Origin of the sequence: Trinickia sp. EG282A, assembly GCF_040965455.1 — a bacterium.
In the GTDB taxonomy this organism is placed as follows: domain Bacteria; phylum Pseudomonadota; class Gammaproteobacteria; order Burkholderiales; family Burkholderiaceae; genus Trinickia; species Trinickia symbiotica.
In genome coordinates, this window is sequence record NZ_JBFRCC010000009.1 from 49750 (window position 1) to 73461 (window position 23712).

The following is a 23712-nucleotide window of genomic DNA, read 5'->3' on the forward strand; positions in this document are numbered from 1 at the left end:
GTCCAACGCAATGCCAGCACATGTAGCCGTCGCCGAAATTGACCCTGAAGCCCCTGTGAACCATAGTTTCCAGCGGGCACCTGTCCGACCGGTTGCCACACGCCGGATTCGCAAGGCGAAGCCCGCTCTGCTTCGTGGCCCTACGAAAGACAAAAGTGCGTTATGTAGATCGAGTCCCACTCGCTGTAGGCGTAGGACTGTCCCGTAGAGTATCCGTAATCGCCAAATCCGCTCGGGCAAGAGCACGATCCAGTGAGCGGATTGGACTGGCAACCTGTGCCATCAGTCAGCATCTGTCCACTCCATAGGTACTGCCTGATGACGTATTGGCCGCCGTAATTTCCCGGTGTTCTCCACACACCGGATTGGCAAAACAGTGGGCCGTTGCCTGAATTGGCTATCAAACCGTTGGGAGAGCAGCCTCCGCCTTGGGCCGCCCACCCGTTCGGTTGGATATATTCGTTTGCGTACAGCCGGCCAGCAACCACGAGTTGGCCGCTGCCCCCCCCGCCACCGACGATCGTTTGCCCGCCCGACCAAGGGTTCAGGTACAGGCTCCCATTCGCATTCACCTCCACCTGTCCGTTGCCCAACAGAGCCGCCCCGTTCTGCTGCAACACATAACTGCCGTTCGTATAGACACTCCCGTTTGAGGCGGTCGTACCGCTTACATTGAGGTTCCCGCTCGCATTGACGTTTCCGCTAGCCGAGACTGATCCTGAATAGAGTGGCGCGAAGCCCGAACCGTTACGGTTTGCAATCACCGTCCCGTTATCGGCTTGAGCGTAGACCTGATTGATTGAGTCGTAATGCGTCACCGATCCAACACCTAAGCTTACAGCTTGCACACCTGATGAATTTTGGACGTTGACAGATTGACTGTTAACTACGGCAGCATTGGTAATGTTATGAAGCGCTCCCGTCGTACCCTTGAAGTTCAGATCGCCTTCCATCGGCAGAGACCCATCCCGACGAACATAGGCCGACCATCCGCTCGACCCATACCCCACTCGCATAGCAAGCACGCCAGCGACGTTCCCCAACGGGTTCGTGTCCGTCCACGAACCGTTCATGCCGGTGATCGTGCCGGGTGTGATCGTGTCTGAGTATCCGCCGTCGCCCCCGATGGCCGCCGCCGCGTCCTCAAGCGTCATCGGCTTACCTGTTGAGGGATCGGTGATCGCCCCACCGATGTACACCTTCCCGGCGATGTCGCATGCCGGCGCAACGCAGCCCGCAGGAATCTTGGCAAGCGCTACCTGATACGGCGTACCATAAGCACTCGTCGTTGAGAATCCTGACGGGATGACGTTGATCGCCTGAAGCTCCGCCATCGTCGGCGCATATTCATTGGCGACCCCTGCGATCGCCGTGCCGTTCACGAGATTCGAGTAGTACAGCGAGAGATACTTGCTGTTGATTAAGTTTCCGATATCCAGCACGACGCCGCCTTGCGCCGCCATCTGATCCGACAGCATCTCTTGTCGCTTTTCCCACAGGCCAACAGTCGCGAACGCGATCGCGATCGTCGCGCCGATGCCGATCGACACCAGGTCATAGAAGCCGCGCTGCCGAGCGCGGGAGCCAGCGAAAACCGAGCAAAGACGGAAAGCCATATCCACGCCCCTTACAGATGCATGCGCGGTTGCGCCGGTGCGCCAGCGCGGAGCGACTGTGAAGCAATCTGGCGCTTGGCCTGATCGATCGCCGAGGTGAGATTAGAAAGCGACGTTTCGGAGTGAGAAATGACGTTCCTGATCATGTCATCGACTTTGAAGCACTGAACCATTGGCTTACCTCGGACCATGCGTTGATGCACTACGGCGCGAAGCGAAGAACCAAGCAGTTGGCGAGCATAGGACTCTCCACCACGCTCGGCGAGCGTGATCAACATCTTGATCCCCGATTCTGGAGAATCCGCGTGGATGGTGGTCGCCGCGAGGTTTCCGCGCGGAGCTAAGCGGACAAGCTCGGCCGCAGCATCCTGCCCGATTACCTCACCGAACATGAACATGCTTCGCGTAGCAGCGGGAAACTTACGCATGGCCGTCTCGACTTCGTACTTGTAGCCCATGAGCGTTGCGTCCACCTGTTCCAGATATCCTTCGCCATGAAATCCTTCGAACTCGACTTCGATAGGTGACTCGACGCACAGCGCGTAGCCGCCGAACTTCTCCAGCCGCCCCTTGACGGCTGAGCGAAGCGTGGTTGACTTACCAGCGCCTGTCTCGCCGCAAACGAGGATGAGCCCCCCGGATCGGAATTCAGGATCAAGCAACAGTTCTTCCGCCGCGCGTCCGAGATTCAGTCCGCTTAGCGACTCGACTTCTTGACGCGTCCGACGCAGTGCATAGCGATCAGGACGCATACGCTCGCCGCGAAATCTGAGTTCCTTGATGCTCATCGCGAACGAATGCTGATCGCCGCTCTCCCGATGCTTCTTCAACCACTCCGTCATATGCAACAGCACGGGCTGCATGTTCTGAGGCACCTTCGAAGGCTTCGCCTCTGCGAGCGTTTCCCCTTGGTCGTTCACTTCGCGAAACACCACCGAGGTCTCCGGCCTCGAAATGTCCACGTGCCAGTCGGAGTAGGTTGCCGCTTCCAGCAGAAGCATGTCGTCAAGTTCGGTCGGTTGCATGGCGACGGCTCCGCTTATTTGCTGAAAACGTAGGTGATGGTGTTCTGGCCATTCGTGCAAGATGTGCCGGTCAGTCCCGGATCGCTCGGCTGGCCATCCTGTTTCACGAGCGTGCCGTTCACCGTCGTCGTGCGCACGGAGTCATCCATGCCCGGCACGATCGATTGGCATTCGGAGTCGGGCACGCCCGCCGTCGCAAACGTGATTGCGTTGTTCGAGACACCACCGATCGTGGTCACGCCGAGCGTCACAGCACCGCTCCAACGGTTCACGAGGTTGGTCGAACCCGTCACCACCCAATCAGCCGGAAAAGCCCCGTTGTTGACCAAGATCGCCTGCGTAGCACCCGAGAAGTTCGGCCGGTTGCCGTAGATCTTCTGAACCTTTGTGATGACCATCGGCAATTCCTGCAACTCGGCGTTCGCCCGGTGATCTGCGATCACGCCATTGACCAGCTTGACGGTCCCATAAATCAACAGCGCGATGATCGCGCCCGCAATCGAGAGTTCGATCAGCGTGTACCCCTTCTGCTTATGCAGGCGCTTGAATTTCCCGTTCAAATGAGCAGCCATGAAGCCCCCTTGGTGTGTAAATCCGTCGTTGTGTTGCGTATCAATGCAATTATACGCATTGCTACGTGCGCACGTATCATGTTTTGTGAAGGTCATTTCTTTGGAACCTGATGGTGACGAATGGATTCCCGCAGTCCAGCACTCAAGCCCTGCGCGGTGTACAGCGTGCCAAGCAGCAGGTAGGCCACAACGCCGCCGAGAACGAAGACCAGCGCGATATTCAAGCTCTTGGCTGACTTCCTGACCTGCTCACGCGCTTCCTCGATCCCCTCCACGCCCATCTTCTTGATGACCTGATTGAAGTCGGAACTGCGGCGACTCTGGTCGATCAATCGGTTGGACAGTTCCTGCCCGAAGATTCCCGTGGCGAACGCCTCGCCATAGTTGAGGTTCTTCGTAAGAAGGCGATTCAGGATCGTATTGATGTGCCACCGCAACCACGGCTTACCTCGACGCTTCAGCTTCTCCAGCGACCGCACCAACGTTTCGCCTGACACCATGAGCGACGCCAGCGCCACCATGAAAATGGAGCCATGGTAGTCACGGAAGACGCGATAGGGAATGTAGTTGTCCGCCTTGGCACGCCGGCGTCCGCGCCAGTTCGGGATCGACCACTTGAACCACCACAGAAGCGCGCCGGCCGCGATGAAAATGACCAGGCCATAATGCCGCGCGACATACGAGACGGCGTAGATAGACTTGCCCATCGAATTCCACTTTTCTGGTGGAACGATCGTCACGTACACCGGGATCACGAAGAAGCTCAGCATGCCGATGAAGCCAAGGCATACGGTCGTCACCAGAGCCGGAACAAGCAGGGCAGAGGCCATTTCTGCCGTCATCGCGCGTTGGCTCTTGATCGTCGTCGCAAGGAACCGCAAACCCTCATCGAGATCGCCACGTGCCTCGATTGAAGCAATCACCAGAAGATCGCTGTCAGGGACGATTCCGCTCATCATGTGCGAGAGCGAACCACCCTTCTGGTCGAGCCGTTCGAGGAAGATCTGGTACAAGCGGCCGTATGGGTCTTTCTGTTTGATGGCGCGGGTGAGGCGGATAGAAAGAAACTTCGCGGTCGGTTCCTTGTCCTTGATTGCCTCCGCCAGATCGACGTAGAACTTCTCCCGCGTGCTGCGGAAGCGGCGAATAGTGAAAGCGAGCTTCACACGATTAAAATGTTCACGTGCCTCGCGTTTTAGCCGTTTCAGATCGATGCTCATTAAGCAGCCTCAAACATGATTTCGTATTGATCGAACAGTTCGAACGTCTCCACCTGGCGCGGGTCGATCAAACCCGTGTACGCCTTGTAAAGCGCGTGCTCGAACATGGTTTTCCCGCGCATATTCGGCGAGTCGAAACGCTTGTCGCTCTCGGATCTCCAGATGCGCTCAGCGCCGTAATCATCGTTGCCGCGCATGGCCTGAAGGAAGTTTCGAGATGGTTGATACATCTCGGCGACGACCGTCAACCCCTTCGTTCCACGCCCGCCACACAAGGGGCATCCGCCTTCTTTTTTCGTGCGCATCTTGGACGTTTCGATCTGGAATCGCTCACGGATGAATGCGGTGATGTGCGGTATCGTTTCGTCCGCGTACTGGTCACATGAACACGAGCAGAGCTTCGGCACGAGCGACTGAGCAACGACAAGAGACCAGAAACGCGGGCGAGTCAGCGTCTCCATCGAGAAGCCGATTTCGCTGCTCGCGAGCCGCACAAAAGCGTCCATCACGCCGGGCGCGTGGGAGGTCGCGAGGACTTGGTGGCCGGATTCCAGAAGCGTCTTCGCGCAGGTTCCCGAGTCGATATCGCGGATCTCGCCCTGCGCGATGATGCAGGGGTCGCTACGCATCAACACGCCCTGCACTTCCCTGAACGGCGTCTTGTCGGAATCGACCGACAGGGTACGTTGCAACGAGATCTGCAACGACGTTCCGTCAACAGCTTTTTCGGTCGGATCTTCGACCATGATGATGTTGAGTTTGTCGCGATCGGGAAGCGTCTCAATGTAGTGCGTGAGCGCGGTCGATTTTCCTGAGTTTGTCTCGCCGACGATCAGAATCATTCCTTTGCGCGTGCGGGCGACGCGGGAGAACATCTCCGCCTGGTCGTCTTCGTATCCGAAGTCCTGGAAGCGGTCCGCTTTGAACGTCTTGTCCTTCATCAGAAAGCGGATGTAGACCGTGAAACCCTCGAAGCCTCGCGACGATTGCCAGCGGAGGTTCATCGCCTTCTCGCCAACACGATAAGGAATCATGCATGACTGGAAATCCTCGCTGGTGAACGAGGAATGCGAACCGGTGCGGTCTGCCATCAGCTTGTTGTAGGCGTAGCCGAACGCGCCATGCAACTGCTCGCGTGTGTACACGCCCTTCGTCGGCCCTTTCATGACTTCCATTTCGCCGTCGATACGATACTTGACGACGCCATGCTGCCCCTTGACGATGACGTGAAGGTCGGTTGCTCCGTTCTCGATCCCGTATCGAATGAAGGTGTCGAATAAGCGACTCTCTTCCGACGAACTCGAGGCGATGTCATCTACAAGCGCCTCATGATGTTCGGTTTTGTAGATGGCGGCTATGAGGTCTCGGTCCGCGAACGCCGATTTCACGACACGGATCTGAGCCTTGCGCAGGCGCTCACGCAGACTGTCCACGTGCATGGACGCCTGCCTGTACGAAGCCGGGTCGATCAGAACGCTGGCCGTCCCACCTTCGTGCCCGGTCACGACGAGCACAGTCCTCAGCGATTCCGCTACTTCGAAGTCCGCTTTTGCAGCCGTGTAGATGCGGTGAATGGCGGGCAGTTCTGCCACGGACTGCACGCGGGTCCAATTCGGCAACGTCTTCGCCTGCGCGTGCGCTGCGGCGCGAGCAGGAACGGTCTTCGCGGCCGTGGCTCGCGACACTACGGCTTTCTGCGGATGCGCGCTCTGCGCGGCATCCACAAAAAAGCGGCCGAACCATTTCCCCAGGTACGACGACGTGTCCATATCTGCTGCCCTTGGCGTGCCCACGATTTTACTGGCCGATCATGCGCGGGAAATTCGGCATCGGCATGCCACCCGACATGCCACTAGGCGGAATTATCCCGCCGGCCATCGTCGTCTGCGAGGTCGGTGATGGCGATGTGGTCGGCTCGGCCAGATAGATGGTTTTGAGCGCCTTCGTCTTCACGTTCCTGAACGTCACGGACGAGGGCGAGACTTTGGCGATCGTCCAACCTTTGATCGAGCGGTCCTTCGTGATGGGGTATGAAGGACCGTCGCCGATTGAAACATCAACGGTCGTCATGCCGTTCACACCGTAAATGGCATTCACCCGGAGATCGTCCACGGGATTGTGCGCGGCTTTCTTCGCGTCAGCTTCCGCCGATGCAGGAGCGGACGGCAACTGGCCCTGCGAAGTGGCCTGTCCCTGCGCCTGTTTAGTGCCGCTGTCATCCTGCAACCTCTTGTCCATCTCGTGTACCAACGCCTGGCGTTGCTTGTCCACGAGCACATCGAGCGTGTCGGCAACGGCTCCATGGGCGAACAGGACCAACGAAAAAATCAGCACGAGTCCGCTAGTCTTTGACATAGTATTTCCCCTGAAACGTGAATTTCGGATCAAGCCCGGTTGTGTTCACATCGATCTCATCGATCGACATAGAATCAGGCAAGCGCGCGATGGTGTCCTTCAGGAGCGCAGCCGGTCCCGCACCCGTCACCGCCCCCGCTCTCACAACGTTATGAAGCGCAGTCACACTCCACTTCGGATCAGCGCCAAACACCGTTGGCTGATCGAACGTAAGCGTTACGCCAGCGAGCGCGAGATCCTGTGCCAAAGAACCTTCCCGCAACTTGAACTGCGGAAATGTCGGGAACGTTGCCCTCTCCAGATACACAGCCTTGAAAGGCGCATTTGGCACAGTGTAAGAAGCCGTCTTCCCATCGAGAGACAGGTCATAGTCGTGCGGACCAAGCGCGGCGACCAACGTTTCGAAGTTCCCGCCCTGGATGGTCCACGTGTAGGTACATGCCGACACCTGGCAAGAGATCTTCGAGAGAAACCAACCACCCTGAAGCGGATCGATGTGCCAGGTTCCGAGCAGCGCGGGCGCTGCCGCGGTGATGGGCGCGCCGGCAGCGGCAAGCTTTTCAGCGATTGTTCGCTGGTACGTGACGTTCGGATCTTCCTGCTTGGCCGCAGTCTTGTGCGGCTTTGTCTGGAAGTTAGGCAAAACTAAATAAGCACCCAACCCAACAAGCGCAACCAGCAAGGCAATTTGCTTGAGATTGACACCCTTGCTCGCCTTTTTGAGCGTGGCGGCCGCGACGCCACCTTCGCGAACAAGCTCCTCCAGCGTGATCGGAATCGTGCTTCCGTAGACAGCCTCATAGTTTCCGAAGAATGTGAACGTCACCCCGCCGCTGTCGGCTTCGATCTGTCGAATGCGCTCTTCCGCGTCACCGATATCACCGCAAAAGTCACCGGAAGGCATCGGCAGTCCGTCCTTGAGGACGGCCATGCGCGCGGACTGCCCGTCGATCTCGATCCAGATCGCGTTGGGCGTGACTTGCGGGAACGTCGCCAACAGAACGGAGGCAGAAAGCAGCTTGGATTTGGCCGCTTTTGGAAGGCTTTCCGGCACCTCGCTATCCGCAAGGAAGCCGAACATGATTGCCTGATCGTTCGAGTACCGAACCTCGAACGCTGCATCCATATCGGAGACAAGTGCCTGCACCTCCTTCTTCTCGGAGGACTCCCCAGTCAGCGGCACCCAATCGAGGCCGAATACAACGTGGTAGCCGTCAACGGCAATGAGTCGCACAGACATAGCAGCCCGCCTTAGATAGCGCCTTCGGCAACGACAGGCGTCACGAGGATCACGACTGCCTCGCGGTCCGTCGAGCCGTTGAACGAGCCGCCGAGACCCACAGGCGCTTTATCCGTCAGCGTCCGCTTGTCATACTGTCCCTGTTCACGCTCATAGCCCGAGAGCACGAGCGTATCGCCCGGACGTAACGCGACCTTCTGCAAGAAATCGGTGCTCGAAATCGTCGGCGTCTGGATGCTTTCCTGGTTGCTGCCGGTGCCGGAGGTCTGCTTGTCCAGCGAATCGAGCGATGAAATCCCCATAGAGAACTGGAGCAGGATGCTATTGCTGTCGAGGATCGTCGGCAGCAGATTGAGCATGAAGCCGGTCGTGACTGTTCCCGGCGTGAGACCAGGCGTGCCGCCGACGTTGCCCGACGCGCCGGCCGGTGCAGGAGTGATCTCGGCCAGATAGCCAGTCTGCTGCGTGATGGCCACAGGCACCGGCTGACGGTTGACGGTCATGGCATTCGCCGTCGTCACGACCTTCACCCGTCCATACTCTTGCAGCGCATTAAACATCGCCTTTGAGCCGGACCACGCGGAGGGCGATCCACTGGTCGGGGTCAGCACCGACGCCCCCAGGCTGCCTGCGGTTGTGGAAACAAGCGAAGTCGGCGACGTGAACGAGAGTGCCCAAGGAACCATATTGGTGACCTTGTTGAAGACGACATTCCAGTCGATGCCGTATTGCTGAGCACTGGTGAGCTTGACTGACAGCACTTCCACGCGCATCACGATTTGACGCGTCAGCAGCCCGTTTTCGTGATCGATGATCCGCGAAATATCGTCAACGGCGGCCTTCGTGTCAGTGACAGTGATAGTTCCCGTCGCTTCGGAAATCCAGTAGCGGCCTGGCGGAGTCTTGATCGCCTTGATCTGCCCTTCGATCGAGGTCCAGACGCTATAGGCCGAATCCATCTTGATCTTAGTGTTCGAAGAATAGCCGCCGTTGTTCTGCGAAGTGCTGCCCTGCGCTCCACCCTGCGAGCCGGTCTGAGTCTGCCCCTCGCGGCCGAGCGAGGCATCGAAACCGGACGAGCCAGGCAACGCCTTCAGCGACAAGACTTTAGTGACGAACCGGCGAATGGTGATGACGCCATCGTGGTAATCCCATGACAGACCACCCTTCGCACAGGTCAACTCAAGGAACCCTTGCAGGGTTCCCACGTAGTTCATGTTGTACTTGGTCTCGTCCGCTCGACCGCCATACGACGCGGAGGACAGGCCCGCCGCGAGCGAACCGCCCGCAGCAGGACTCGGCAATGGCGGCAGCGTCGCATTCGGAATCGGCTGAACCGTCGCGGGGGCCGAGGCACCGCCTCCCGAGGTCGCAGATGCCGAGCCTCCGCCACCACCCAATTTGTCCATGAACGCCGAGAGCGGCATCAGCGCATCCGGCTGCACACGAACGGGAATGCCCGTCAGCTTCGTCAGTCGCTCAGCCAGCAGTTGGAGATCGCCCGGACCGTCCTTGAACTGAAACTGGAAGTCGTTCCGCTTGAAGATTTCGGGCAGCGTTGCATCCGCCGTCATTGGCACCGCCCGGCCGCCCAACCAAGCGCCACTGACCCGCTGGACCACGCGCACGTTGGATGTCGCGTTCTGGATGGTCGCTATACGGTTGTAGGCGCCAATCTGGTCCGTAACCTGAGCGGTTTGATGGTCCACGTCGCGCTGCATGGTGTTGCATGCCGACAGCGCGAGTGCGAGAGCGGCCGCAGCGACGGCGCGCTTATTTACTTGTCGCATTCTTTCTTGTCCCCGTAGTGAAGCACACGAACCACGTGATTGGCCTCGTACATGCAGGCGAGTGCCGGATAGTCGCTATATCGAAGCGAACCCATGAACTGATCCACCGCATCCTCGAAGCTGCCGGTGAATGACCCCTCCAGTTGCACGGGGTAGTCGTACCCGATCTCCCATGACACCTGCCAGCCAGCGTCTTTCGCCCAACGGATCAGCGTCTGACGCAACGTCACGTCACTCGCTTTCACTTCCCACCGCATCGCAACTGCCAGCGGGATCGCTGGCTTCGCAGCAACGTCATTTGCATTGCTCGCGTTGCCACTGGCCGCGACCATCGAAACCGTGGACGCGACGCGTCGCAACGTAACGGCACGTTGACTCCAGTCGATCGTTGCCTCGACGTTGCCAAGCGGCATGATGGCGTCGGTCAGGACCGCATCCCATGGCTTGCCGCCGTTCCAGGCGACAAGCTGCTGCGTATTCACGTTGCTCAGATCGAGACGGAACTCACGCGGCACGACGACGGGCACCATGTCGCCCAATGCGATATCGGTTCCTTTGCCACGCGGCACACTCACGCTGGATGGACGCATTCCGATCTGCGTGACCTTCCGCCCCGACGAGGGCACGGCCGGCGTATCCGGCAGCGGGCTAGACTTGATCTCGGGAGCCGGGCCAGCAGCGGCAAGCTGCTGCTGTTGTTGTTGCTGCGCAGCTTCGTTCACGAAACCTGCATGCGCGGCAGGCACGCAGGCCATACCGATCCCGAACGCCGCAAGGGCGATAACGATCCTGGTCTTGTGCATCTCGCACCCTCTCATTCGTAATATCTCCGGTGATGCCACCAAGCACGCGCATGGACCACGGCCCCACGCAATTTGTGGCGAATTGCGCGAAGGAGCACCGGAAGGGTGTATCCCCGCTTCTCCATAATGAAAAAACCCACAATCGCGAGCACCGCCAACGCGAACGACCACTTGCGCGGATAGAACAACGCGCCAAAGAGGGGGAAGAAAGCGCGCGCATCGATCGGCCCGATGCGCGGAATCAAGGCGGCGTCTCGCCAGATCGAACGGCGCATCTTCATGCGACCGCCTCGCCTGCGTAGCGCCGATACGCTTTCTTATCGATCAGATTTCGATCGAGCAGCACCTGAAGACCGGCCGCCATGTCCTGCTTCTTCTCTGCAATGATCTTTCGAAGGAAGGCTCCCCATTGCGTGTAGGGCATTTCGCTCATCTCGCGCTTGATGTCGCGGTCGAAATAGAGGTACTCGCGTACTGCGTGGCGATTGCCGTCAAGCGTCGGCACCAGAATCTGAACCACGATCAGTCGCAGCGAACCAAGGATCTTGGAAGCGATCGCGGAGTGCTGGTCAGCAGGGAACACCTGAATTGCGCGGCTGATTGTTTCCGGGACGCTTTCGGTGTGCATCGTCGCGTATGCGCCGTGCCCGGTAAGCGCCGCCTCGACCGTTGCGCTGATCGTTTCCGCATCGCGCGCCTCGCCAATTCCAATCAACGTCGGCTTGCACCGCATTGCATTTCGGAGGCCACGAGCGAAGCTCGGGATGTGGCGGCCGACCTGCATCTGACGAATCTTCGGACCGGCGTTCTTGACCTTCGTAAACAGGAATTCGATCGGGTCTTCATACAGCAGAATCTTTACGTCGCCATCCGTCTCTGACGTGTGGGCATAGAAAGACGATTGCAGCGTCGTTTTTCCCGACCCGGTAGGGCCGCACACGAGCACAAGCCCTTTCGGCTGAAACAGGTTTTCTCGGATTCCGGGCGGAAGGCCGAGGGAATCCAATGGGGGCGGAATCTCGGGAATCGTTCGCATCGTGATGGACAGACCATCTTCCGCATCCCCCACTTGAGCACCGGAGATGTTGACGCGGTAGCGGCGCGTGTCTCGCTCGACAACAAACCGGTAAGGCCGGTCTGCGTCGTTTCCACCCTTGATGACGCCGATCACCTCGCTCCCAAACGCAATAGAGAGCAGCGTCTTGATCTCGCCGTCCTTGATGGTCCGTGTGGTGAGCGGGATCTGACGACCCTTGATTTCGCCCCACACTACGTCGCCCGTCTGAAACAGGATGTCCGACGAGCCAACTTCGTTGCAGTAGGAAAGAAAGGACTGAAGGCTGTCCAGCCCGAAATTCGGCTGGAGGTTGAACGGCTCGGGGCGAATAATCACTTGGCCCCTCCCTTCGTGGCCGCCGCATCCGACGCGCCGGGCGCGATGGTCGCCTGCCACTTGTTCGGGTCCGTCACGAAGCCGCCGTGGTCCGTCACCCGATACAGCGTGTCGCCAACATTGATATGGTTTCGATCGCCGGAAACGATGCTCGGTGCGACCGCAACGGTCGGCTCAGACACCATGCCCTTGTTCAGCAGTTCGGAATAGCGCAGCATTCCCATATAGTCGCGATCGAGACGCGCGCGGTTTGTCTCAAGAATTTGATCCGCGAGCTTCTGGCCCTGCGCGTAGCCGATCATGATCTGGTCCTTCCAGTAGGCACGCTCAGCCGCCGTCTTCGGCAAGACAGCAGCGAACGGAAGGTCTTGCGATTGCTTGATACGGAGACCGACGAACAGATAGTCCCGCCATGAAGGCGCGATCGTGACGAACCTCGCGGGCGCGACGATCTTGTACATGCGATCGGCCGCACGAATCTGGTCTGCCGTTGCTTCCACCGCGTCGCGAGCTTCGCTGATGACGGGAGGCAGCATGCCGTTCTTCATCACGAGAGCGCTGAACCGATACAGCGTGTCGAGTCGCGCCGCACGCGCCTCAAGTTCCGCGACCAGGACTGCGGAGCGGTCCGCCAGGCCCTTGTGACTTCCAAGAGGCAACGCCACTTCGCTCAGCATGTTCGCCCGTGCGGGCGAGATGGCAGCGGCAGCGGGGAGCGAATCCACCGAGAGGTTTGCGAGATCATCCAGCGACATATCCGCGCGCGCAGGTTCGGCCGAGAGGCCGCACCATAGTGCTGCGCACGCGCATACGAGGGCCGTCCGCTTAAATCGCACGGTAGTGGATCTCCAGCGCGTCAGTTTTCAGCACCACATCGGCCCGGCCACCTAGTTGCGTGCCGATGTTTTGCAGGACATCGATAAAGCTTTCGTTCGTGGCGTCGATGGAGATCGGCACGGGAACGGTGCGACCGAGGATGGAGAACTTCAGCCCTTTCGCGTCGGCAAGCTTGCGCAGCACCTCGGGCGCGTCGCCCTGCCAATCGACCGTCACGAGATCACCCTTCACGACCACCGTTCCCGTTTTGGGCGCAACAGACGACAGACCGCCCGCGCGCGAGATATCTCCGAGCAGGCGATCAATCTTTTGAGCGGACTCGTTCAGTTGCGTGTCCAGCATCCGGCCTGTTTGGTCAACCGCGACAGGCGGCTGCGACGCACAACCCGCAACCCCGCTGACTGCGATGAATAGTGCTACGCGTGTCAGTTGCATAGATTTGCTCTTATCTGTAGTCCGGCCGAGCGGCCGAATAAATTACGTATCAAGCGTAGCATACGTAAAAGTCTCGATCAACGATTTGTTGCGTATCCGTTAATTCATACGCACTTTGCCACCCCACCCCGCCCGCTTCGCACTTCGATGCCTGGACGCCTATCGACGCACAAACGACGCATTCGTGCGTCGTTTCGATTCACGCATCCTCGGTAGCTGGACCCGACACCCGAATTCAACAACGCATCTTTGCGTCGTTTTTGCGTCACGCGTCCGGCGCGCATCGACAAACGACGCAAGTTTTTATTGCGTATCGTTGTATTGATACGTAAGATTCGGAGCAATGACGCAGAGGTGCGTCGTTTCCTTTGAACGTACTGAGAGGGCTATGACAATGGGTAAGGAATTGGCAGTTCGCGCCGTCGATGTCGGCTACGGCAACACGAAATTCACGGTTGGCGCGCTGGACCAAGGTCTCACCGAGATCTGCGACATGTTCCCGTCGCTGACGCCGACTGCATTGCAGAACAACTTCTCACACGCGATCGGCCAGGAACGCGACACGGTGAAGATCTCGCTCGACGGCGAGACCTACGAGGTGGGCAAGGAAGTGCGCCTGGCGCTCGGTGGTGGCAGCCATGACCGCGTGCTCGACGAGAACTTCTGCCTTTCGAACCGCTACCTGGCGTTGGTCCGGGCCTCGCTGGCGTACATGAAGGTGGACGATATCGCGTGCCTCGTCCTCGGCCTGCCTCTGACGACCTACGAAGCGAAGCGCCGACAACTCGAAGAGTTCGTTTGTGGCGAGCACACGTTCGGCGAAAAAACCGTAACGATTCAAAAGGTTACGGTAGTTCCTCAACCGATGGGCGGCTTCTATGATTACGTCGTCCAGAACGGCATGAGCAACGCTTTCGATGAACGAAACCTCATCATCGACCCCGGTTTCTACACGCTGGATTGGGTCACTTCGGAGGGCGATCGCCCAATCGATTCGCGTTCGGCGGCCGTCAACGACGCCGGCGCGTCCACGATCCTTGCCTCGGTGCGAGAAGCCATCGAGGCCGACCTCAAATGCGATCCGGGCGACATCATGCGCATCGATGAATCGCTGCGCACGGGCCGCCCGTTGCGGGTCTACGGCAAACAGGTCGATCTCGAAAAGTACCGCCCGCTGGTACGTCAGCAGGCCGATGGCGCGGTCAACAAGCTCATCAGCGGCGCAAAGGGCGTGGTCGATATCGAGAACGTGATCCTCGTGGGCGGGGCGACGCACCTGTACCTCGACTCCGTGAAGGCCCGATTCCCCAATCTGGAGGTGCATGTAGGCACCGATCCCGTGTTCGCCAACGTCCGCGGCTTCCAAATGCTGGGTGAACAATGGCTGAAGTCGAACGCAAGCCGCTGAGGATCAACGGCACGGTGAACGACGCCACCGACAGGGCGCTGTACAACGCTCTGTCGGAAGTCAGCCTGTACAAACGGATGGCCAGGCTGCGGCAGCTTGCGGCGCTCGGACTGATGGTGGAGCAGGGCGCGCTGCCCGTTACCACGCAGCGTCCGGTCGTCGCCGCCGCGCTTCCACAAGCACCGGTTCCCGCGCCGAAAGATCTCCCTCCGACACCCGCAAAGGCCCCGACCATCGAACAGAATTCGCGCGTGGTAACAGCCGAAAAGCGCAACACGCCCGAGCCTGTTCACGACACGAAGCCGCCCACGCGAAAAGTGGATTTGTCGTTGATGGACAAGATGAATCTCAACATCATGAGGTGACCTATCGGTTGTTACCACGCATCGCTGTATGCGTGGTAACAACCGATATCCGCGTCGCGTCACCACCCACCGCAACCCGCGACCAAATCACCTCGCCGTCGCTCTCCGACTGCTCTCCACTCGATCCGTTTCGCGCGTTCGTCCGGTCACTCAGACCACCAGTCGCACCCCGTCAAGCAAGGTCGCTGCTTCGCCAGGCACACGCCGCACGTTCGCCCTCGACGTATCGCGCCAACTTCCTCGCACGTGTCCCAACAACACCCGGTCACGAACACCGACCGTTTTCAATCCGTTGCAGGTATCATGCGTGAAACAGAACCCTATGTGGCGGTTACACCGCAGCAGAGATGCGTGTGTAACGCGGCTATATGGAATATAGCCGCTACGTGATACCTCATCGTGTAACGAAAACTCGCCACGACAGGACACGACACCGGTAGGACACCACACGAGCAGAGAACCGAACCGCCCGCACCCGATCGACCGTCACCGGTCCACAAGCAGGACACCACCCGTCGGAAGCGAACAGGGCAGCAGACGGACAGGGACGAAATCGAGTGGACGGGATACCGTCGAAGCCGACAACCAGCAACGGGACCGCACCAAGAAGGAAGCGAACAAGAATGAAGACCGACCGCGCCCGGCATCAAACCCGGACCGACGACACAGTGGCCCGTTACCTGAAGCGGGCCGACAGCCTGCTAAGCAGGATCGCGGACGAAATGCAGTTGCCCGAGGACGCCTATCCGGCCCCGAGCGATGTGGTTGCCTACATGAAGAGGCACGCACAAGAGTGGAAGTGGTCTACCTTCCGGCAGTACCAGGCAAGCCTCGTATGCCGCTATCAAATCGAATTCGAACGCAGCGGCGACCAGATATTCGAGGCCACCGCAGACGAGATCCGGGGACTGCCTTATTCGGATTGCAAACCGGAACGCGAACCGGGCCGAACGTCATCGCGAAAAAGGAAGGGCATCCCGAAGCGCGACTACGATGTGCTCGTAGCCAACCTGTCGAATCCGAAACAAGGCGGGGACTACGCGAAACGGGCCGCCCTCTGGCTGATGGCCGCGCTCGCTACCGGCCTGCGTCCTTGCGAATGGCAGAAGGCCCAACTATCGGAGGACGAGTCGGCACTCGTCGTCCAGAACGCCAAGGCGACCAATGGTCGTGCGACAGGCGCAAGCCGCACCGTTCCCGTGCGCGCGGATGACCTGCCGGTCATTCGCGCGCACCTCGATGCATTGCACGAGCTACGAGGCAAGGGCCTGACGTTCAGCCAGATACACAACCGCTGTGGCGAGGCATTGAATCGCGCGTGCAAGACCATTTGGGGTAGGGACACCTCAAAGCGGTACGCGCTGTACTCCGCTAGGCACCAGTTCGCCGCCAATTCGAAAGCCGTGGCCTCGCCGGAGGAGGTCGCCGCACTTCTCGGACACCGTTCAACGAGAACGGCGCGCCGACACTATGCGCCACGCCGGTCCGCCTGGCTCCAGTTCAAGCAGAGCGCCAAACCCGTCGTTTCCAATGATCCGACGCCGAAGCCCAACTGACCGAGATCGCCTTCATCACACGGATTGCCGCCGTCCGATATCGCACGTATCATGTGTACGATACGTAACGGAGGCGTCCATGAGCGTTGAAACCAAGTCGGCCTCACAGCCGACTCCCGAGCAGGCGAAGGTGATTGGCACGACGGCCCGGCGCGTCGGCGTAAACGCTTATGCTGGAACCGGCAAGACCACGACCGCCGTGAAGTTCGCGGAAGCACGCCCGCAGGAGAACTTCCTGTACATGGCGTACAACGCCAGTATCGCGAAGGAAGCGAAGACGAAGTTCCCTGCATGGGTCGAGTGCCGCACCATGCATTCGCTGGCTTACGGTGCGATCGTGCCCCGGCTCTTCGCCGATCTCGGAAAAGCAGGGTGGGGCGCTAAGCTCGGCGACATGCGTCCGATGGCGATCGCGAAGGCGATGCAAGTGAATCCGCGCATGGCACGGCTGATCAAGTCCACTCTCGAGTCGTGGTTCTGCTCGGCCGACAAGACTGTCACCGACGAGAGCATTCCCAAGGATCTGAAGGTGCCAGCCGGCCAGCGCGCGATGGTCGTGCAGGGTGCCAAAGATCTGTTCGCGAAAATGTGCGACCCGAAATGTGCGGATGTCACTCTTCCGCACGATGGCTACCTCAAGCTCTGGCAGCTCACCAGCCCCGACTTGTCGCGCAAGTACACCTCGATCATCTGCGACGAAGCACAGGATCTGAATCCGACCGTACTGGATATCCTCAAAAACCAGAAGACTGGCCTGCTCGTCATCGGCGATGAAAACCAAGCCATCTATCAGTTTCGGGGTGCCACGAACGCGATGCGGCAGATCCCCGTTGACGAGCGCCATTTCCTTACGACTAGCTTCCGCTTCGGGTCCGGCGTCGCGGCGGTCGCTACTGCGCTCCTGGGCACCTTCCGCAAGATCCCGCGCCCCATCACCGGCTTGGGCAAGCATCGAACGACGCAGTTCGAGATCGACCGCTCACAAACCTATTGCACGATCTCGCGCACCAACGCAGCCCTGTTCGACGCGGCCGTTTCCAGCTTGGAATCGGGCAAGCCGTATCACTTCATCGGCGGCACCGAAAAGTACCGCTTCGACATGATGATGGACGCGTACTACCTGACGACGGGCGAACACCATCTCATCAAGGACGCAGCAATAAAGCAGTTCACAACCCTGGCAGACCTCAAGTCGGCCGCCGAGGACACCGACGATCGCGAACTAAAATTCCTCGCGAAAATCGCGGAGACCTACGGCGAGCGCATCCCCGAACTGATCGAGGAACTCAAGAGCCGACACGACGCCGCTGTGACCCCGAAAACGCTCAAGGGCGGCATTGTCTTCACGACGGCGCACAGTTCGAAAGGGTTGGAATTCGACCAGGTTTTGCTAACCGAGGACTTCTTCGAGTTAACTGACGATAAAGAAATCCTGCTGCCTGCCGATAAGATACCCGAAGAGGAACTGAATCTGCTGTACGTTGCTGCCACTCGCGCCGAGCGCGCGCTTCAACTCAACGAAAGCATCCGCAGTTTGCTTCGCGCGGTGCAGCGCATGTCCGACGCCAACAAAAACGCAGCGCCCGCTACTTCCCACGGCGAACAGAGTGAAGCCGGCGCGGGAAAGCTGGCCTCGTTTGCCTCACGCCACTGACGCAACGATGCGTCGTTTTTGACGCATCCACACATCAAGGGCGTCGAACTGCGTCGTTTTCAAGCTCTTCGCCCGCACACCGGCTGTCCGATAGTGAGTCGCGGCACACGCAAGTTTGCATGTGCCGCAATCTTCGCTCGTGTAACCAAACGCAACAGCGCTTGACCTTACCGAAAATTGCTTGACAAGCAATAAGGCGGCGAGAATAATTTGCGTACCGTTATAACGATATAGAATACACACAATCCACATGGCCACCGACTCGAAGCCTCTTACACTGTTGAAGGCGTATCGGATCGTCAACAACCTCGACACGAACAAGATCTGCACGAAGGCAGACATCTCGCGTCCGTATTTGACCAGGCTGGAGCAAGGCGCGATTCCGAGTCCCGAAATCGCGGAACGTCTGGTGAAGGTGTTGAAGGATCAAGATTGCGCGCGCGCCACGCAGCCCTCTGCGCAGTCCACCAAGATCGAGATGCTTGAATGCGCCCGACAACTCATCATGTCGATTGCAGCGAGGCATCCCGAGTTCGCGCGCGAGGGCATCCGGGAAATACATTTGCTGTATCCGGCGCGCTTTCAGGTAGGGGTGGCCTGATGGCAACGACGCCTGCTCCGAAAGCGAGGGCATCCGCGCCTGGTTGGATGGGAGTACATCCCGCCGTGCGACTGCTCTCAGAGACTTTTCTCTATAAATTCAGTTGGCCGAAGCTGCTCGGCAGCAACATGATCCTCGCGATCGCGTTGCTGGTCTCGATCAGCCTGAACGCGGTCCAATACAACCGTGAAGTGCCGCCTGTCTATTTTGCAGTTACGCCGGATGGCCGTCTTATTCGGCTCGTCCCGCTGAATGAACCGCTCGTCTCACAGGAAAAGGTGGTGCAGTTTGCGCAAGACTGCATCTCGCGATCGTTCACGCTGACCTTCGTGGACAAGGATCTCAAAGAGCACCTGAACTCACTCCACGGCACCAAAGGGTGCTACACGGATCAGGGGTATCAGGCACTGATGGCAGATCCAGGGTTCTCCGACCTGATCGCGAAAATTCGTGAGCGGCGTCAAATCTCCTCTGTTGTTGCGACCGGTGCTGGCGTCGTAACGGCTACCTCGAAACGTGGTGACCCAATTTACAAGTGGACTGTGCAACAGCCCATTTCGATCACGTTGGTCAGTCAGACGGAGAAACGATCGTACTCGTTCATCATCGAGACCAATATTGAGAGAGTCCCGACTGTCGATAGCCCGGATGGCATTTCAACAAGTGCAACCCGATTCCTCGGCAACGGCGCAAACAACTAGGTGACGGAATGACTGACGGCTTCAAACCCCTACCCACGGCAATCGACATTGCTCAGGATTCGCAGGAAAAGGAAGGCATTCACCCGCTGGCAAGTGTCGAGGGCACCGAGTGGCATCAGGTGTTCGACCTGCTCGATCCTTTCATTGCTGCCCGCGCCGAACTCGAAGAAATGTGGCGCACGGCTCCGAATCGCCGCGCGCAGGATTGGCTCACGGGCATCATGGACTACCGGAAGATGCTCGCGGCGGTAACCGGCAATCCGTTCTGAGGCGAAATCGATGACGAGCGCACTCACGAGGTCCATGTGCTTGCTCGCGCTTGTCGGCGCAGCGCAACTTGCAAGCGCACAAATGACGCAGACGAATGCGGTAGGCGCAGCAGGGCAGTCCCCGTATGGGGCAGGCGTAGCTGGCCAGAAACCCAACAATTCCGGCGCAGCAGGGCAGCCCCCGACCGGTCAGTCCTCGTATCCGGCAGGCGCAGCAGGTGCGGCCCCAAACGCGGGAGGGAACGTGTATTCGGACCCCAATGCCCCGAGACCGCTTCCGCCTCTGGTCGATCAAGCGACCGTCAACTATGACGCGGCCGTCAACACGATGTCGCCCTTGACTGGCGACCAGATCAAGGCCCTGCGAAAGCGTATCGATCAGGCGAAGCGCGCTGCGGCCACCAGTGCGAGAACGCCCTCAAAGCCTGTCTCGTCATCGATTACGGTGGATCTCTCGCCGGGTGCGCCGCCGCCGATCGTGCGCGTGAGCAACCTTGGTGCGACGGTAAACTTCATCGATAGCACTGGCGCGCCGTGGGACATCGTTGAAGTGAACAACATGGCGAAGGGTCGCTTCGAGGTATTGAAGCCTGTTCCGTCGATTCCATCGATCACGATCACTGCTGACGGCGACTACGTTGAAGGCGACGTGGCGGTTTTCCTGAAGGATCTCCCGTTTCCCGTAGTCGTAAAGATGATCGCCGGGCAGAAGGAGACCGATTACCGTCTCGACGTGCGCATTCCTCGCCGTGGCCCGAACGCGATCGCGCCCGTTCACGGAACGGCTGCGATCGATCTGCCCAGGGACTACATGCAGTCCCTGCTGGATGGTGTGGAAACGCCTGGCGCGAAACCTATTCGCATCGAGAACGCGTCTTCCGACATGAAGGCGTGGGCAATCGGCGATCGCATCGTGCTGCGCACCAGTCTTTCGCTGAACAACCCCGCCTACTATGGAATTCTGACGGCCGCTGATGGCACGCACGTCTACGAGATCCCGCAGACGCCTGTCGTCACTGTCAGCGCCAACGGCGCAACCCGCAACATCATTCTTGATCTGGAGTAACGATGGCCGGCAATGGTTCTCGAAAGCTGCACCCCGGCTTCTTGCGCAACGCAAAGTTCATTGGCGGAATCTTCGTCTTGGCCGTCGTCTGCACGGGGGTCGCTATCGTCGCCATGAAACACCGCAAGGATCAGGCGGCGCAATTTGACATTCCGACTGTTGATTCGCAGGGCGGCACGCCCTCGCAGGAGTCGCCTCACTACACGCAGGCACTCAATCGGCAGAATCAGGAGGAGTTGGCGAAAGCGCAGAAGACAGGGAGCACATTCGTGCCCGCGCTTTCGGACAATAACCAACTGGAGCAACAGCTTCAGCAACGGAACAACAACACGCCTCCCGAGCGGATCGATTATCAGCATCCGGGCGGCTCTCCGCAGTCGCCGCAAGCGCAAACACAGCAGCTTCCTCCGCTGCCCGCGCCGTCTCCGGGCGTAAGCCAGCAAGTCCAGATCCTGGCGAATCAATGGGACAACCCGCCGCAATCGCAAGAAGTGCTCGGTTTGCAGAAGCAAGCGGAGCAGGCTGCGACAGCAGCACAACGAGATGCAGCGAGCGCGCCCTCGGCCGTGGTGCAAACGAAGACGCCTGTGATCAAGGACAGCGAGAAGTACTATGCGCACCTCGAAAACGGCATCGACACGGGTGCGCCCTCGGACGTTCTGGCGATCCTCGACCAAGGCCCTTGCAAGGGTTCAGAACTGCGCGGTACGGGCAAACTGACGAACGAGAGTGTCAGCGCGTCTTTCACGACTATGACGTGCCAGGGCAGGACCGTGGCAGTCAACGCAGTTGCTCTCAATGACCACACGCTTAGCAATGCACTTCCCGCAGACATCGACCATCACATACCGGAGCGCGTGCTGATTCCGGGCGTTCTTGGCGCGCTCGGCGCGGCAGGGAGTGTGTACAACAACGCGGGAGCAACCGTGACTCAGAACGCGATTGGCGGTGTTACGCAGGTCAACAACCCCAACCCGTCCAGCAAACAACTCATTGGCGCTGGCGTTTCGGGCGGCATTCAAGGGATGCAGGGCGTCATTCAGCAGGAAGTCTCCGCCATTCCGGCGATTACCGGACGCGTGCAGATGAACACGCCGATCCTGATCCTATTCAAGCAGGACGTGATCATCCAATAGTCGTCATTTCAATGTCCGATAATTTACGTATAATTGATTTGATACGTATTTCACAACGAGCGACCATATGAGCGAACACGATCATTTCTCGGCCAACTTGGATGAGCAGGTGGTCGATGAGCATCCCCATGTCGCGGACCATGCCACCGACGAAGCTGCCGACATCGACACCTTCGATACCGAGCCGAAGAAAAAACGCTCGATTCCCACGCCCGTGTTGATGGTAGGCGGCGCAGTGCTCGTGATTGCGGTCATGTTCGGCTACAAGCACTTTTTCAAGGCGAAACCGAACACGCAGTTCACCAATGCGCCTGTTACCGCTCTTCCGGCCGATACCGGTGGAATGATTCCGTCATCTCCCAACACGGCATCGGCGTCGCCCACCTCGGCTCTGCCACCGCAAGGGGCTGTGCCGGATGCTTCGCAAGGCAGCGTAACTCCGCTGCCGTCACAAGCGAATACGGGCATGCCGACCGGTCCCGTTCCGACCGTCGCGCCCAATTCCATGGCTACCAGCACGCCGAGCGGGCAGGCCAATGGCCTGCCGCTCGACATGGGGGCATCATCGCCGGCCGCGAGCGCGAACACCACGGTTCCCACAGCCGCTTCATCGCCAGTTGCGACCGCAGCGACGCCCGCGTCCGGGGTATCGAGCGGCGTGGCAGGGGGCATTCTGAATGAAGCGAGTTCCGTCACGACAACGGCATCGTCTACCGCTGCTACAGCGCCGGATGCGAAGGATGCCGAGATCCGCAAGCTCAAGCGCGAACTGAAGGAAGCGCGCAACGCGTTGGCGCATCGTGGCTCGCGCGGCGCGACGGGCACGGCCGCTGTGACCGTCGCGCAGTCCGACTCCAGCGCATCCGACGATGCGGACGCGGCAACTGACGCGCCTTCGAAAAAGGCACCCGCGCGCACGCGTCATACGGGCAAGCGCAAGCACGGCGGCATCGAGATCCAGCTTGGCTATCACATCAAGCAGGTAATCCCCGGCCAAGGCTGGATCGTTGACGAGGGAAGCGGGAAGCAAACCGTCGTATCGGTGGGCGACAAGATCGGCGCGGCCGAAGTCACTCGGATCGATGCGGACAACTACAAGATTTACACGACTGCCGGAGTCATTCAGTAATGGACCTGACAACGATCGTCGTCAACATTGCCCAGGACATCATTGCGTTCCAGGCGCTCGCGCAGACGGTCGCTGTCGGTATCGGCATTTTCTATTGCAGCAAAGCCATAGCAGACGCGATGCGCAAATCGGCATCGCCGGGTGCCGACATTTCAGGCCAAAGTATTTTTGCCGCGTTCTTTATCGGAGCACTGATCGTTCACTTCTCAGGCGCAATGAACAGCACGCTTGAATCGATGGGCGAGAGTGACGCGACCTATGGCTTGGTCTCCTACTCAGGAGCGTCCGCCGCTGGAGCGTTCGCGCCTGCTGTCAATGCCGTGCTGACAATTATCTCTACCTTCGGTTGGTGGTATGGACTGAAGGGATGGACGATGTTGCGAAGGGCCTCGAACGGAGGCGGGGGAGGAGGGTACGAAGACTACGCATGGAAAGGTTTTATTCACATCCTTGGCGGTGCGGCTCTCGTGAACATCACCGCCACACTGGATGCTTTCAAGGCAACGATCGGCTTAACCTCTTAACCGCAATGGAGCAACAC

At 59.2% G+C, this 23712-nt stretch carries 24 protein-coding genes; 11 read left to right on the top strand and 13 right to left on the bottom strand.

The genetic code is table 11. The features are described from left to right. Positions 1–140: 140 nt before the first annotated feature. The 13 genes from AB4Y31_RS29670 to AB4Y31_RS29730 all read right to left on the bottom strand — a co-directional run bounded on the left by AB4Y31_RS29670 (position 141) and on the right by AB4Y31_RS29730 (position 13286). Positions 141–1616 carry a hypothetical protein gene (locus AB4Y31_RS29670; RefSeq protein WP_368677129.1) on the bottom strand — a complete coding sequence of 492 codons (1476 nt, stop codon included), beginning with the start codon at positions 1614–1616 and terminating at the stop codon, positions 141–143. Between the two features lie 11 nt (positions 1617–1627). Next, positions 1628–2641 carry an ATPase, T2SS/T4P/T4SS family gene (locus tag AB4Y31_RS29675; protein ID WP_368677130.1) on the bottom strand — a complete coding sequence of 338 codons (1014 nt, stop codon included), beginning with the start codon at positions 2639–2641 and terminating at the stop codon, positions 1628–1630. A 14-nt stretch (positions 2642–2655) separates the two neighbouring features. Further along, positions 2656–3213, bottom strand: a complete 558-nt coding sequence (locus tag AB4Y31_RS29680; protein ID WP_368677131.1) for a type 4 pilus major pilin — start codon at positions 3211–3213, stop codon at positions 2656–2658. A gap of 92 nt (positions 3214–3305) precedes the next feature. Beyond that, the gene (locus AB4Y31_RS29685) at positions 3306–4433 is read right to left on the bottom strand and encodes a type II secretion system F family protein (RefSeq protein WP_368677132.1); all 1128 of its coding nucleotides are present in this window, start codon (positions 4431–4433) and stop codon (positions 3306–3308) included. Continuing rightward, entirely contained in the window at positions 4433–6202 is a 1770-nt protein-coding gene (locus AB4Y31_RS29690; protein ID WP_368677133.1) for an ATPase, T2SS/T4P/T4SS family, read from the bottom strand. The genes AB4Y31_RS29685 and AB4Y31_RS29690 overlap by 1 nt, the downstream gene beginning before the upstream one ends. A 28-nt stretch (positions 6203–6230) precedes the next feature. Further along, entirely contained in the window at positions 6231–6788 is a 558-nt protein-coding gene (locus tag AB4Y31_RS29695; protein ID WP_368677134.1) for a hypothetical protein, read from the bottom strand. Next, positions 6775–8028 (bottom strand): type 4b pilus protein PilO2, encoded by a 1254-nt coding sequence (gene pilO2, locus AB4Y31_RS29700; RefSeq protein ID WP_368677135.1) that lies wholly within the window; start codon positions 8026–8028, stop codon positions 6775–6777. The genes AB4Y31_RS29695 and pilO2 overlap by 14 nt, the downstream gene beginning before the upstream one ends. An 11-nt stretch (positions 8029–8039) precedes the next feature. Then, complete coding sequence (locus AB4Y31_RS29705; RefSeq protein WP_368677136.1) at positions 8040–9818, bottom strand: PilN family type IVB pilus formation outer membrane protein; 1779 nt, start codon at positions 9816–9818, stop codon at positions 8040–8042. Beyond that, positions 9806–10621 carry a toxin co-regulated pilus biosynthesis Q family protein gene (locus tag AB4Y31_RS29710; RefSeq protein ID WP_368677137.1) on the bottom strand — a complete coding sequence of 272 codons (816 nt, stop codon included), beginning with the start codon at positions 10619–10621 and terminating at the stop codon, positions 9806–9808. The genes AB4Y31_RS29705 and AB4Y31_RS29710 overlap by 13 nt, the downstream gene beginning before the upstream one ends. 11 nt (positions 10622–10632) lie before the next feature. Further along, entirely contained in the window at positions 10633–10902 is a 270-nt protein-coding gene (gene icmT / locus AB4Y31_RS29715; RefSeq protein ID WP_082201489.1) for an IcmT/TraK family protein, read from the bottom strand. Beyond that, entirely contained in the window at positions 10899–12014 is a 1116-nt protein-coding gene (locus tag AB4Y31_RS29720; protein ID WP_368677138.1) for a type IV pilus twitching motility protein PilT, read from the bottom strand. The genes icmT and AB4Y31_RS29720 overlap by 4 nt, the downstream gene beginning before the upstream one ends. After that, a complete protein-coding gene (locus AB4Y31_RS29725) occupies positions 12011–12769 on the bottom strand; it encodes a type IV secretory system conjugative DNA transfer family protein (RefSeq protein WP_368677139.1) in 759 nt (252 codons plus the stop codon). Before AB4Y31_RS29725 ends, AB4Y31_RS29720 begins: the two co-directional genes overlap by 4 nt. 70 nt (positions 12770–12839) lie before the next feature. Beyond that, on the bottom strand, positions 12840–13286 hold the full coding sequence (locus AB4Y31_RS29730; protein WP_368677140.1) for a DotD/TraH family lipoprotein: 447 nt from the start codon (positions 13284–13286) through the stop codon (positions 12840–12842). 394 nt (positions 13287–13680) lie between these two features. Here AB4Y31_RS29730 and AB4Y31_RS29735 point away from each other — a divergent pair, with 394 nt between their 5' ends. The 11 genes from AB4Y31_RS29735 to traQ all read left to right on the top strand — a co-directional run bounded on the left by AB4Y31_RS29735 (position 13681) and on the right by traQ (position 23695). After that, complete coding sequence (locus AB4Y31_RS29735; RefSeq protein WP_368677207.1) at positions 13681–14694, top strand: PRTRC system protein D; 1014 nt, start codon at positions 13681–13683, stop codon at positions 14692–14694. Continuing rightward, positions 14667–15059, top strand: coding sequence for a hypothetical protein (locus tag AB4Y31_RS29740; protein ID WP_368677141.1), 393 nt, complete (start codon positions 14667–14669; stop codon positions 15057–15059). The genes AB4Y31_RS29735 and AB4Y31_RS29740 overlap by 28 nt, the downstream gene beginning before the upstream one ends. Before the next feature lie 623 nt (positions 15060–15682). Then, a complete protein-coding gene (locus AB4Y31_RS29745) occupies positions 15683–16615 on the top strand; it encodes a site-specific integrase (protein WP_368677142.1) in 933 nt (310 codons plus the stop codon). Positions 16616–16694: 79 nt separating this feature from the next. Then, positions 16695–18269, top strand: a complete 1575-nt coding sequence (locus AB4Y31_RS29750) for a UvrD-helicase domain-containing protein (protein ID WP_368677143.1) — start codon at positions 16695–16697, stop codon at positions 18267–18269. 250 nt (positions 18270–18519) lie between these two features. After that, the gene (locus AB4Y31_RS29755) at positions 18520–18870 is read left to right on the top strand and encodes a helix-turn-helix domain-containing protein (RefSeq protein WP_368677144.1); all 351 of its coding nucleotides are present in this window, start codon (positions 18520–18522) and stop codon (positions 18868–18870) included. After that, complete coding sequence (locus tag AB4Y31_RS29760) at positions 18870–19571, top strand: DotI/IcmL family type IV secretion protein (RefSeq protein WP_368677145.1); 702 nt, start codon at positions 18870–18872, stop codon at positions 19569–19571. The genes AB4Y31_RS29755 and AB4Y31_RS29760 overlap by 1 nt, the downstream gene beginning before the upstream one ends. Positions 19572–19579: 8 nt before the next feature. Then, the gene (locus tag AB4Y31_RS29765) at positions 19580–19840 is read left to right on the top strand and encodes a hypothetical protein (RefSeq protein WP_368677146.1); all 261 of its coding nucleotides are present in this window, start codon (positions 19580–19582) and stop codon (positions 19838–19840) included. Positions 19841–20084: 244 nt separating this feature from the next. Continuing rightward, a complete protein-coding gene (locus AB4Y31_RS29770) occupies positions 20085–20906 on the top strand; it encodes a DotH/IcmK family type IV secretion protein (protein ID WP_368677147.1) in 822 nt (273 codons plus the stop codon). Positions 20907–20908: 2 nt separating this feature from the next. Further along, the gene (locus AB4Y31_RS29775; RefSeq protein ID WP_368677148.1) at positions 20909–22042 is read left to right on the top strand and encodes a DotG/IcmE/VirB10 family protein; all 1134 of its coding nucleotides are present in this window, start codon (positions 20909–20911) and stop codon (positions 22040–22042) included. Positions 22043–22109: 67 nt separating this feature from the next. After that, entirely contained in the window at positions 22110–23171 is a 1062-nt protein-coding gene (locus AB4Y31_RS29780) for a hypothetical protein (RefSeq protein ID WP_368677149.1), read from the top strand. Continuing rightward, positions 23171–23695 carry a conjugal transfer protein TraQ gene (gene traQ / locus AB4Y31_RS29785; RefSeq protein WP_368677150.1) on the top strand — a complete coding sequence of 175 codons (525 nt, stop codon included), beginning with the start codon at positions 23171–23173 and terminating at the stop codon, positions 23693–23695. Before AB4Y31_RS29780 ends, traQ begins: the two co-directional genes overlap by 1 nt. Positions 23696–23712 lie beyond the last annotated feature (17 nt).